Genomic DNA, 11,322 nt, shown 5'->3' on the forward strand with positions numbered 1-11,322 from the left:
GACCGCGTCAGGTCCATGATTCGTCCTCCCAGGGCAAGCCCGCGCCTTCCGGCCAGGCGAGCAGGTGGCTTTCGCACACCCGGCAGTCGCTGCTGCCGAACCCCGGAATCGGCACCGGAAAGCCCGCCCCCGCCAGCCGCTGCGCCAGGGCGCACTCGTCGCCGCCGGGGAACGCCCATGCGCCCAACACCCGCCCCGCCTCGGTCAGGCGGTCCACATGCCAGCGTACCGCCTTGCCCTTGCGCATGTGCCGGGCCAGCCGCGCCTTCAGCCCGCCGGGGCCCTTGGCGCTGCCGCAATAGAGATACCGCCCGGGCGGCAGCCCCGCCGCTGCGCGGTCGAGCGCCACCGCCAGCACATATGCGCCGGGAACGGCGGGAACGGTCTCCGCAGTCGGATGAAAATCGCTCATCGCCGTAGCGTAGCCGAAGGGCTGGGGGAGAAAGCAAAAACTTTGCGGAGATCGAAGCCGACCGCCGCAACTTTGGTTCTTGCGCGTAGCGCGATAAAATCATCACGCGGCGTGACGGTTGATGGCCGCTGTGCGGCGAAAAACTTGGGGGGCGCGCGAGGGGACCGAGTCCCCTCGCAACGTTTTAGTTTTCAGAAAATTTCGGCATCACCCGACGATGGTCACCGGCTCCTTGCGCTCGGGGTGGAGGCGGCGTTCGAGGAACCACAGCATGTGGGTGAGGGTATAGGTGATGACGAGGTAGAACGCCCCGGCGGTGACGAAGGTTTCCACCGGCAGGTAGTTCTTGGCGTAGAGGGTGCGCGCCGCGCCGGTGATGTCGAGCAGGGTGATGGTGCTGGCGAGCGCGCTCGCCTTGAGCATCAGGATCACCTCGTTGCCGTAGGCGGGCAGCGCCATGCGGAAGGCGCGCGGCAGCACGATGCGGCGGTAGACCTGGGCGCGGGTCATGCCGATGGCGCGCGCCGCCTCGATCTCGCCCGGCGGCACCGCCTGGATCGCTCCGCGCAGAATTTCGGTGATGTAGGCGCCGGTATGCATCGAGAAGGTGAGGATGGCGCACCAGTAGGCGTCGTAGATCACCGGCCAAAAGAAGCTTTCGCGCACCGTCACGAACTGGCCGAGGCCGTAATACACCAGGAACAGCTGCACCAGGAGCGGCGTGCCGCGGAAGAAGAACACGTAGGTGCGCGGCAACAGGCTCACCCACCAGGTGCGCGACGCCTTGGCGAGCGACATCGGCACCGCGATGCAGAACCCGGCGGCGCCGGAGACCACCAGGAGCTTGAGGGTCAGCACCGCGCCCAGAGCGAGCTGCGGCAGCATCCCAAGGACGACGTCCCAGTCCATCAGGCGAGCTCCCGCACGCCGCGTCCGGCGCGCTTTTCCAGACGCCGCAGCCCGAGGGAGGCGGCGGAGGTGAGGCAGAGGTAGATCAGGGCGGCGACGAGGTAGAAGGTGAAGGGCTCCTTGGTCCGCCCCACCGCGAAGGAGGTGACGCGCATCAACTCCTCCAGGCCGACCACGGAGACGAGCGCCGTATCCTTCATCAAGATCATGAACAGGTTGCCCAGCCCCGGCAGGGCGAGCCGCCAGACCTGCGGCAGGGTGATGCGGAAGAAGGTCTGCCGCCGGTTCATCCCGAGCGCGCGCGCCGCCTCCGCCTGGCCGGGCGGAATGGCGATGATCGCGCCGCGGAAGAGTTCCGACGCGTAGGCCCCGAAGATGAAGCCGAGCGCCGCGGTGCCCGCGGCGAAGGCGCTCACCTCGATGTATTCGTCGTAGCCGAAACGCGCGGCGACGGCCATCAGCACGTCGGTCGCGCCGAAGTAGAAGGTCAGCACCACCAGGAACTCCGGCAGGCCGCGCACCAGGGTGGAATAGCCGTTGCCGAGCACGCGCAGCGCCGGAAATTCGGAAAGCTTCGCCGCGGCCCCGAGCAGCCCCAGCACCAGGCCGAGGCTGAGCGCGGAGAGGGTGAGCCGCAAGGTCACCAGGGTCCCCGTCATCAGGAGCGCGCCGAAGCCGTGCAGATCCATCATCGAACGAAAAATCCGGAATGAAAATGCCTCGGCGGGGTCATGCCCCGCCGAGGTCTTCACGCATCAATAGATCGGAAACGGGAAGTACTTGGCGTTGATCTTCGCGTAGGTGCCGTCCGCGACGATCTCCTTGATCGCCGCATTCAGCTTGCCGCGCAGGGGGTCTCCCTTGCGCACCGCGATGCCGATGAGGTCGCCGTCGAACACCGGCTTGCCCTTGAACTCGTAGTCCTTGCCCGCGTCGGACTTCAGCCACTCGTAATTGACGAAGGCGTCGGCGAGAATCGCGGTGAGGCGGCCCGCGCCGAGGTCGAGGTAGGCGTTCTCCTGGGTGTCGTAGAGCTTGATGTCGGCGCCGGGACGGTTCTTCTCCAGCCACTGGCCGCTGATCGTGGCGCGCTGCGCGCCCACCGTCTTGCCCTTCAGCCCGTCGGCGGAGATGTCGAGCGGAACCCCCTTCTTGCCGATGAACTGCAACTTGTTGGTGTAGTAGCGCTCGGAGAAGTCCACCGCCTTCTTGCGCTCCTCGGTGATCGACATCGAGGCGACGACGGCGTCGAACTTGCGCTTGTTGAGCGCCGGGATCATGCCGTCCCAGTCCTGCTTCACGAAGGTGCACTGCGCCTTCATCTTGGCGCACAGGGCCTTGGAGATATCGACGTCGAAGCCCTGCAACTCGCCCTTGGAATCGACCATGTTGAAGGGCGGATAGGCGCCCTCCGTACCGATACGCAGCTTCTCCGCGGCGCGCGCGCCGGAGGCGGAAACCGCAACCACCGCAAGGGCGGCCACCGCCATTTTCACCCACATCTTGGTCAGGTTCATTTTCCTTGCTTCCTTCCCTGTTCGCCCAAAGCGGCGTCTCAACTCACGTGACTGGACATGAACTGGCGGACCCGCTCCGATTCCGCCCGGTTGAAGATCTTTTCCGGCGGGCCCTGTTCCTCCACCTTGCCTTCATGCAGAAACATCACCCAGTTCGACACCTCGCGGGCGAAGCCCATCTCGTGGGTGACGATCAGCATGGTGCGTCCTTCTTCCGCCAACGAGCGCATCACCAGCAGCACCTCGCCCACCAGTTCCGGGTCCAGGGCCGATGTCGGTTCGTCGAAGAGAATCACCTCCGGATCCATCACCAGGGTCCGCGCGATCGCCGCGCGCTGCTGCTGGCCGCCGGAGAGGTGCGCCGGATAGTGCCCCATGTGGTCGGAAAGCCCGACGCGGGCGAGCATCGCCTCGGCGCGGGCGGCCGCCTCCTTGCGCGGTTTCCGCGCCACCTGCACCGGCGCCTCGATGACGTTCTCCAGCACCGTGAGGTGCGGCCACAGGTTGAACGACTGGAAGACGAAGCCGATGCGCGCGCGCAGCCGCGCCAACTGCCGGTGGTCGGCGGGCACGGCGCGGCCATCCTTGGCCGTCTTGGTGTGAATCTCCTCGCCGCCGAGGATGACGCGGCCCTTATCCGGAGTTTCCAGATAGTTGATGCAACGCAGGAAGGTGCTCTTGCCCGAGCCGCTGGAACCGAGAATGGAGATCACGTCGCCGGTGCGCGCGCTGAGCGAGACCCCCTTCAGGACTTCGTTGCCGCCGAAGCGTTTATGGATGTTCTCGACTTGCAGAAGCGGCACGCCGTCAACGGTCGGGTTGGGACTCATCGGCAGGGGTATCCTCGTGGCTTTTCGCGCACCTTATGCCGCGCGGAGGCGCGCCACAACATTTTATTGGCAGGGTACAATTCCGTCGCCACCGCGTCTTGAACGGTTTTCCACACGCGGTATAAAACTCCCTCGTCCCGTTCGAAGCGAAAGTTCATCCCGATGCGCCGCCTGTACGCCAACCTGCTGCTGCTCACCGCCGCCCTGATCTGGGGCGTCACCTTCTCGATCCAGCAGATGGCGATGCGCCATATCGGACCGATCACCTTCACCGGGCTGCGCTTCCTCATGGGCGCGGCGGCGGTGCTGCCGTTCGCGCTTGCCGAGGCGCGGGCGAAGCGCCGCAACGGCTGGCGGCTCGAACCCGCCGCCCTGCCCTGGTTGGCTCTCACCGGCTCCGTGCTGTTCTCCGCCGCGCTGTTGCAGCAGATCGGCATCGCCGGAACCTCGGTGGCCAACGCCGGGTTCCTCACCGCGCTCTACGTGCCGCTGACGCCGATTCTCGGCTTCCTGGTGCTGCGCCACGCGCCGCACCCGGCGATCTGGGCCGCCGCCGCCGCCTGCGTCGCCGGGGCCTACCTGATGTCCGGCGGCGCGCTCGACACCCTGCGCGAAGGCGACGCCTGGGTGCTGGCGGGCAGCGTGTTCTGGGCCTGCCACATCCTCCTGATCGGCGCGATGACCGCGCGCCTCGGCGCGCCCTTCGTCATCTCGTGCGTCCAGTTCGCGGTGTGCGGCGCGCTCGGCACCGTCTGGGGCCTGACCGGCGAGCCGTTCCACTGGGGCATGGCCGTCGCCGCCTGGCCGATGCTGGCGTTCTCCGGGCTGATGTCGGTGGGCGTGGGCTTCACCCTACAGGTGGTGGGACAGCGCCACACCCCCGCCGCCGACGCCTCGATCATCCTCAGCGGCGAGACGGTGTTCGCCGCCATCGCCGGCGCGATCCTCCTGGGAGAGCGCCTCAGCCCGCTGGAACTCCAGGGCTGCGCGCTGATTCTCGGCGGCGTGCTGGCGGTGGAGCTGTTGCCGCTGACCCTCGGGCGGCTGAAACGCCCCCGCCCTCTGGATGCGCCGTAAATCCGCTTCCATATAGAACCTTTCCCATCCCGCTTCGTGGAGTTCTCCCGTGTCCGCATCCCCGCTCGCCGCGCTTTCCCCCGCCGCCCTGTGGTCCGCCTTCGCCGACATCTGCGCCATTCCGCATCCCTCGCGGCACGAGGCCGCGGTGATCGCGCACCTGCGCGACCGCGCCGCCGCCAAGGGCCTTTCCGCCGAGATCGACGTCAAGGGCAACCTGATCGTGCGCAAGCCCGCCACGCCGGGCCGCGAAGGCCGCCCGGGGGTGATCCTCCAGGCGCATGTGGACATGGTGCCGCAGGCCAACGCCGCGACGCAGCACGACTTCCGCGCCGACCCGATCCGCCCGCGGGTGGAGGGCGATTGGGTCTACGCCACCGGCACCACGCTGGGGGCCGACAACGGCATCGGCGCCGCCGCGATGCTGGCGCTGATGGAGGATGCAACCCTGCCCCACGGGCCGCTCGAATTCCTCTTCACCGTGGAGGAGGAGATCGGCCTCAACGGCGCGCGCGCCGTCGCCCCCGGCGTGCTGAAAGGCTCGATTCTGCTCAACCTCGACAGCGAGGACGAAAGCCGCATCACCATCGGCTGCGCCGGCGGCCGCGACCTCGCCATCCACCTGCCGATGGCGCGGCAGGCTCCGCCCGCCGGGGCGGCGGCGCTCTCCGTCGCCATCCGCGGGCTGAAGGGCGGGCACTCCGGCCTCGACATCCACAAGGGCCACGGCAACGCCATCCGCCTGCTGGCGCGGATGCTGCGCGCCGCGGCGGACGCCGCGCCGTCGCTGCGCCTCGCCGCGATGTCCGGCGGCTCGGCGCGCAACGCCATCCCGCGCGAGGCGGAAGCCGCCATCCTGCTCGACCCCGCCGAGGCCGCCGCGGCCAAGGCCGCCATCGCCGCCGTCGAGGCGGAGGCCGCGGCCGAAATCGCCGCCGCCGACCCCGGCCTGACCGCCGCGATCGCCGCGGCCAAGCCCGCCCCGGCCTTTTCCGCCACGGAAACCCTGGCCTTCCTGCGCGCGCTCAACGCCTGCCCGGACGGCATTGCGCGCCTCAGCGACAGCCTGCCCGGCACGCCGGAAACCTCCAGCAACGTCGGCGTGATCGCCGCGGCGGACGACGGCGTGCGCATCGTCTGCATGGTGCGCAGCAGCGTGGACGCGGCGCGCGACGCGCTGTGCGGCCGCATCGCCGACGCCTTCGCCCTGGCGGGCGGCAGCTGCGCGCCGGGCGCGCCCTACCCCGGCTGGCGGCCCGACCCGGACGCGCCGATCCTCTCCCTGCTCTCCCGCGTCTACGCGGCGCAGAAGGGCAACCCGCCGGAAATCTCCACGGTGCACGCGGGCCTGGAATGCGCCATCCTCGGCGCCGCCTATCCCAACTGGCAGATGGCCTCGATCGGCCCCAATATCCGCGCACCCCACTCGCCGGACGAACGCGTCGGCATCGAAAGCGTCGCCAACTTCTGGAACCTGATCGCCGGCACGCTGGCGGAGGTTTGAAAAACCAAAACTTTGCGAGGGGTCTTGGACCCCTCGCGCAGCGCGATAAGACCGTCACGCGGCGAAAAACCCGTTATGAGGGGTGCGGGGAGACCGAGTCTCCCCGCAAAGTTTTTATTTTATACCCCGCTCACAGCGGTGCGTTGTCCACCTTCGGCGCGAGGGCCTGGAACAGGCGGGCGGGGTCGGCGAGGTCGGGGCCCGCCTGTAGCCCGGCCGGGCCGCGCTGCAACAGCAGGAGCGGCGCGGCGGCGGTGGTGCGGATGCGCAGCGGCTTGCCCTGATAGGCGAAGGGCTCCAGCGCCTTGGCCATGGTTTCGGTGAATTCCGGCGGCATCCAGGGCTGGGTCCCGGTGCGGATGTCCGCCTGCACCGCCGTGACCTGTTCGCGCACGATATCGTCCACCGGACGGCTGTCGCCGGTGTCCTTGGCGTGGATTTCGGCATGGCGGCGCACGCCGCCGAGATCGGTCATGGTGAAACCGAAATCGCCGAGTTCCACCTTCTCGATGGTTTTGCCCACGGTCTGGCCGAACAGGGCGACGGCGATCATCGGCGGCACGCCGCTTTGCAGCGCGTCGCGTCCCCAGACGCCGACGTCGCGCAGGGTGGCCGCGGAAAGGCCGCCCACCGTCAGCTTGGTGGAGAAGGCCACGTAGTTGCGCAGTGTCAGCCCGCCCGCGAGGCGCAGGCGCTTCGCCGCATCGTCCATGTGATAGGCGAAGTCGAGATCGACGAGGAGTTCCTCGACGCCGTTGTCGAGCATCTCCTGGGCGTCCGCGGCATAGCCGCAGGAAGCCCCGGTCTCGGCGCAGTCCTTGCTCCACTGCGCGAAGGCGAGGTGCACGCCCCGCACCCCGACCACGGCGTCGCGCAGGAGTCCCTGGGAATCCTCGGCGAGGTCCGCCATCTCCACCCGGTCGATGCGCCAGACCACCGTGCCTTCCTCGCTGTAGGCGAGGTCCGCCACGGTGACGCCGCGCGAGAACGGCGAGACCGTCACCGCGCCGTAGCGCACGGACTCGGCAACGCCGAGGTCCGCCAACTGCGCATCGAGGCGCGCCCGCGCCTTGCCCTCCGCCACGTGCTCGAACGCCTTGAAACCGCCGAAGGCGAGCACGCCGAGCGCCGCCACCGCCACACCGATCTTGCCGCTGCGCCGCATTCCTGCCTTCTCCTTCACGCCGGGAAAGCCGCATCAGAGCATGCCGCCGGATGCCTGTCCAGCCGTCGCCGCGCGCACAAAATCGCATGTCGCTCAGATTGTGTGAAGCGCTTCACTGATTTACCTCCGGCTTCACGGGATACTCTCTTCCGGCTGGTTTGTGGTTTCGACACCCCTCGACATCCCCTCATCTCCCGTCGGCCCACAGACGTACCATCCCTAAAGGCCCAGAAGCCCCGGTCACTCCCACGACCGGGGCTTCACCTCTGCGGAGGAGAAAAAGCGCAACTCGGGGCGTCCGCCGAATCCGGCGGTTTCGAGCCAGGCGCCGATTTCCTCCGCCTCTTCCTTCAGCTTCCACGGCGGATTGACCACGGCGACGCCCGAGCCGTAGAGGCCGCGCCCGCCCTCCGGCGCGCGGCGATGCCATTCGCTGATCAGAAGCTCGGGAAAGCCCGCCCCGGCCAGCGCCGCGACCAGGGCCTCGTGCCGCCCTTCCGGCAGCAACGGATACCACACCAGGAACACTCCGGCGCGCCAGCGCGCGAACGCCTTGGCCACCGCGGCGGGCACGCTGCGGTATTCGTCCTTCACCTCGTAGGCCGGATCGATCACCACGACGCCGCGCTTTTCCGGCGGCGGCACGAGCGCCACCAGAGCCTCCAGCGCATCGCGGCGGTGCAGATGGACGCGCGCATCGCCCCGCATCGCGCGCTTCAGCGCGGCGAAGGCCTGGGGGTGCAGTTCCACCGCCAGCAGGCGGTCGTTCTGCCGCATCAGGCGGCGCGCGATCTCCGGCGAGCCGGGATAGGCCGCCGCATCGGCCGCCAGGGCGGCATAGGCCGCCGCCGCATCGGGCGCGCCGGGGAGCGCGCGGAAGCGCGCCACGCCCTCGGCCGCCTCCCCCGCGGCGAGGGATTCCGCCGACGCCAGATCATAAATGCCTTCCCCGGCGTGGGTGTCGATGACGCAATAGGGCGACGCCTTGCGCCCGAGCGCCAGGAGAACCCGGGTGAGCAGCAGGTGTTTGTGCACGTCGGCGAAGTTTCCGGCGTGATAGCGGTGGAGATAGCTCAGCATCGCATGCGCCCAACGGTGGAGAGGCCCCGGCACTCTGCCAAAGCTCTCCCCCGGTTGTCCACGGGCACGATCGGGCAACGCGGATTTCCGCGCGGATTCGGCTCAGAGCAGGTTTTTGCCGTCCGTCAGTTCCCGCCGGACCTGGGCCGACAGGGCGCGCAGGCCGATGCGGCGTTCCGCCTTGCCCGTGAAGGCGCGCATCAGGTCGCCGTAGAGCCGCGCCATCAGGCGGATGCAGCGGCCGTCCTCGAGGCAGACGTCCTCCTCCGCCGCGAGCATCTGCAGGTTTTCGAAGATGGTTTCCAGAAGCTCCTCGTCGGGATCGGCCTGCACGGCGAGAACCCTGTCCCCGGCCGAACCGCGGCCGGCGATCAGCCAGTCCAGGGAAACCTGCAACAGGTCCGACAGACGCACCAGATTGTCGGAAGACGGAAAGCTGACGCCGCGCTCCCACCCCGCCACCGTGGTCAGGGGACAGTTCAGGTGCGTCGCCAGTTCCGCACGAGTCATCCCAGCGCGCGCTGCGATCAGACGCTCGGCAAAGGGGGTTCTGGGCTTCAAGCGCCGGGCCATGGGATCATCCTCCCGAGCGCGCAACCCTTTCCGGTTGCAAATACGCGGTCATACGATTTTTTAATCGAGGGCACTGACGGCGCAAAAATACAGCGCACGCGAAGTACGGACACGACAGCATTTCGTGTATTGCGTTTAACGAAAAACGCGTTTAACGTTTTTCTGCACATGGCGACCTCCGGCCCCGGCACGGCGTTCGAGTATGATTTGGAGTTTCCACGTCTCACGGCTCGAACGGTCGGCTCAGGGACCACGGCTTCTCCCCCCTCAAGGGAAAGCTACAGGGTTGTTTTGTCTCTCGGGCAACGAATTATTCACTCTGCACGAGGCGTTCGGCGATTGCCACAAATCCTTTTAGAGGTTTTTCCTCGAGGGTTTTCCAGTCTGGCGCGTACTACCTTCGAACTATGCCATTCCCTGGTTTCTCCCTTGAGGCGGCTTTTTTTCCGCGACACGCAATAGGGAGCAACACGTCATGCGATGGTTCGACAACCTGAAACTGGGACGCAAATTGCTGCTGGTGTTCGCCTTGCTGACGGCGTTCGTGGCGGCGATGGGCGGCAGCGCCTTGCAGCAGATGTCCCGCATGAGCGCCGCGACGTCGGAGCTATCGCAAGTCCGTATGCCCGGGATTCAGGTCAACGGAGAAATTCGCTACCTCCTGGCGGCCCGCCGGACCCTGGAATACATGCATGTCCTCTCCACCGACGATGCCGAAATGAAAACCTTCGAGGGCCAGCATACCAATTATTTGAAGGCGTTGGATGCATTACGCAAGAGTTACGGCACGCTTCTCACCTCGGAGCGCGGCAAGGCGCTGCTCGCGCAGTTCGAGGCGCGCTACGCCGCCTACGACAAGGACGTCGCGCCGGTGATGGCGCTCTCCCGCGCGCACCAGCCCGCGGAGGCCGCCGCCCTGATGAACGGCAAGCTGCGCAGCGACTTCCTCGCCATGTCCAAGGAGTTCGAGGATCTGGGCAAGCTCACCGCGGAAGCCGGGCAGCAATCCGCCGCCGCCGCCGTGGAGGTGGAAAACACCGCGCGCACCGCCACCATCCTCATCCTCGGCGTGGTGGTGGCGCTGGCGGTCGGCGCGGCGCTGACGCTCAAGTCCGGCATCGCCGTGCCGATCCTGGCGATGACCGAGGCGATGCGCCGCCTCGCCGCGGGCGACAAGAGCATCGAAATTCCGGCGCGCGGCCGCACCGACGAGGTCGGCGCGATGTCCGCCGCGGTCGAGGTGTTCAAGCGGAACGCCATCGAGGCGGACCGCCTCGCCGCCGAGCAGGAGGCGGCGCGCGCCGCCCAGATGAGCCGCGCCGCGACGATCGAAACCCTGACCCGCGACTTCGACTCCCAGGTGTCGCAGGTGCTCGGCGTGGTCACCGGGGCGTGCACCGAGCTGGACGCCACGGCGCAGAACCTCTCCGCCACCGCCGAGCAGACCAACCGCCAGGTCGGCACGGTGGCCGCGGCATCGGAACAGGCCTCCGCCTCGGTGCAGACCGTGGCGACCGCGGCGGAGGAGCTTTCCGCCTCGATCGGCGAGATCGGCCGTCAGGTCGATACCGCCAGCAGGATATCCCAGAACGCCGCCGACGAGGCGCGGCGCACCAACGACGTGGTCAAGGCCCTGGCCGAAAACTCGGCGCATATCGGCACCGTGGTCAACCTGATCAACGACATCGCCAGCCAGACCAACCTCCTCGCCCTCAACGCCACGATCGAGGCGGCGCGCGCCGGCGAGGCGGGCAAGGGCTTCGCCGTGGTCGCGGGCGAGGTGAAGAACCTCGCCAACCAGACGGCGCGGGCGACCGAGGAGATCGGCAACCAGATCGGCGCAGTGCAGGAGTCCACCGGCAACGTGGTCACCGCGATCGCCCGGATCGTCACCGATATCGGCGAACTCAGCGAGATCTCCGCGGCGATCGCCGCCGCGGTGGAGGAACAGTCCGCCGCCGCGGTGGAGATCGCGCGCAACGTGCAGCAGGCCGCGATCGGCACCCAGGAGATCTCTTCCAACATCTCCGGCGTCAGCGAGGCGGCGGGCGAAACCGGCGCCGCGTCGCGGCAGATGCTCGCCGCCTCGCAGTCCCTGGCGGGAGAGGCGGTGAGCCTCAAGACCGTCGTCGAGAACTTCCTGAACGGCGTGGGGGGGGGCGGGCCCCCCCCCCCCCCCGGGGTCCGGGGCACGGAGAACGCCGAAGGCGTTCGTAGGGACGTTGCCGAAGGCAACGGTCCGAGGCGAAGCCGAG

Annotated in this window: 11 protein-coding genes; 3 read left to right on the forward strand and 8 right to left on the reverse strand. The window is 68.1% G+C overall.

The window, feature by feature from the left end:
- Positions 1-7 precede the first annotated feature (7 nt).
- The 5 genes from O7R11_RS02145 to O7R11_RS02165 form a co-directional block, all read right to left on the reverse strand.
- Positions 8-412, reverse strand: a complete 405-nt coding sequence (locus tag O7R11_RS02145) for a GIY-YIG nuclease family protein (RefSeq protein ID WP_337995822.1) — start codon at positions 410-412, stop codon at positions 8-10.
- A gap of 207 nt (positions 413-619) precedes the next feature.
- Positions 620-1,321, reverse strand: a complete 702-nt coding sequence (locus O7R11_RS02150) for an ABC transporter permease (RefSeq protein ID WP_337995823.1) — start codon at positions 1,319-1,321, stop codon at positions 620-622.
- Entirely contained in the window at positions 1,321-2,013 is a 693-nt protein-coding gene (locus O7R11_RS02155) for an ABC transporter permease (protein WP_337995824.1), read from the reverse strand. The genes O7R11_RS02150 and O7R11_RS02155 overlap by 1 nt, the downstream gene beginning before the upstream one ends.
- A 63-nt stretch (positions 2,014-2,076) precedes the next feature.
- On the reverse strand, positions 2,077-2,838 hold the full coding sequence (locus tag O7R11_RS02160) for an ABC transporter substrate-binding protein (protein WP_337995825.1): 762 nt from the start codon (positions 2,836-2,838) through the stop codon (positions 2,077-2,079).
- 38 nt (positions 2,839-2,876) lie between these two features.
- Complete coding sequence (locus tag O7R11_RS02165; RefSeq protein WP_337995826.1) at positions 2,877-3,668, reverse strand: ABC transporter ATP-binding protein; 792 nt, start codon at positions 3,666-3,668, stop codon at positions 2,877-2,879.
- A gap of 162 nt (positions 3,669-3,830) precedes the next feature.
- On the opposite strand from O7R11_RS02165, the gene O7R11_RS02170 reads away from it, so the two are divergent.
- Positions 3,831-4,745, forward strand: a complete 915-nt coding sequence (locus O7R11_RS02170; RefSeq protein ID WP_337995827.1) for a DMT family transporter — start codon at positions 3,831-3,833, stop codon at positions 4,743-4,745.
- 49 nt (positions 4,746-4,794) lie between these two features.
- Positions 4,795-6,249 (forward strand): aminoacyl-histidine dipeptidase, encoded by a 1,455-nt coding sequence (locus O7R11_RS02175; RefSeq protein ID WP_337995828.1) that lies wholly within the window; start codon positions 4,795-4,797, stop codon positions 6,247-6,249.
- A gap of 130 nt (positions 6,250-6,379) precedes the next feature.
- On the opposite strand, the gene O7R11_RS02180 is transcribed toward O7R11_RS02175, so the two are convergent.
- The 3 genes from O7R11_RS02180 to O7R11_RS02190 all read right to left on the reverse strand — a co-directional run bounded on the left by O7R11_RS02180 (position 6,380) and on the right by O7R11_RS02190 (position 9,067).
- Positions 6,380-7,414: a hypothetical protein gene (locus O7R11_RS02180; RefSeq protein ID WP_337995829.1), complete on the reverse strand. Its 1,035-nt coding sequence runs from the start codon at positions 7,412-7,414 to the stop codon at positions 6,380-6,382.
- A gap of 240 nt (positions 7,415-7,654) precedes the next feature.
- Positions 7,655-8,494 (reverse strand): 23S rRNA (adenine(2030)-N(6))-methyltransferase RlmJ, encoded by an 840-nt coding sequence (gene rlmJ / locus O7R11_RS02185; protein ID WP_337995830.1) that lies wholly within the window; start codon positions 8,492-8,494, stop codon positions 7,655-7,657.
- Positions 8,495-8,596: 102 nt separating this feature from the next.
- Positions 8,597-9,067 carry a helix-turn-helix domain-containing protein gene (locus O7R11_RS02190; protein ID WP_337995831.1) on the reverse strand — a complete coding sequence of 157 codons (471 nt, stop codon included), beginning with the start codon at positions 9,065-9,067 and terminating at the stop codon, positions 8,597-8,599.
- A gap of 475 nt (positions 9,068-9,542) precedes the next feature.
- On the opposite strand from O7R11_RS02190, the gene O7R11_RS02195 reads away from it, so the two are divergent.
- The coding region (locus tag O7R11_RS02195) for a methyl-accepting chemotaxis protein (protein ID WP_337995832.1) at positions 9,543-11,322 on the forward strand (1,780 nt) is incomplete at its 3' end.

This window comes from Oleispirillum naphthae, from assembly GCA_027864655.1.
GTDB classification, from domain to species: domain Bacteria; phylum Pseudomonadota; class Alphaproteobacteria; order Rhodospirillales; family Rhodospirillaceae; genus Oleispirillum; species Oleispirillum naphthae.

Bases quoted from the DNA above. Each gene is read 5' to 3' on its own strand.
- rlmJ (WP_337995830.1), bottom strand. From the start codon at position 8,494: ATGCTGAGCTATCTCCACCGCTATCACGCCGGAAACTTCGCCGACGTG.
- O7R11_RS02165 (WP_337995826.1), bottom strand. From the start codon at position 3,668: ATGAGTCCCAACCCGACCGTTGACGGCGTGCCGCTTCTGCAAGTCGAG.
- O7R11_RS02180 (WP_337995829.1), bottom strand. From the start codon at position 7,414: ATGCGGCGCAGCGGCAAGATCGGTGTGGCGGTGGCGGCGCTCGGCGTG.
- O7R11_RS02150 (WP_337995823.1), bottom strand. From the start codon at position 1,321: ATGGACTGGGACGTCGTCCTTGGGATGCTGCCGCAGCTCGCTCTGGGC.
- O7R11_RS02160 (WP_337995825.1), bottom strand. From the start codon at position 2,838: ATGAACCTGACCAAGATGTGGGTGAAAATGGCGGTGGCCGCCCTTGCG.
- O7R11_RS02145 (WP_337995822.1), bottom strand. From the start codon at position 412: ATGAGCGATTTTCATCCGACTGCGGAGACCGTTCCCGCCGTTCCCGGC.
- O7R11_RS02155 (WP_337995824.1), bottom strand. From the start codon at position 2,013: ATGATGGATCTGCACGGCTTCGGCGCGCTCCTGATGACGGGGACCCTG.
- O7R11_RS02170 (WP_337995827.1), top strand. From the start codon at position 3,831: ATGCGCCGCCTGTACGCCAACCTGCTGCTGCTCACCGCCGCCCTGATC.
- O7R11_RS02190 (WP_337995831.1), bottom strand. From the start codon at position 9,067: ATGGCCCGGCGCTTGAAGCCCAGAACCCCCTTTGCCGAGCGTCTGATC.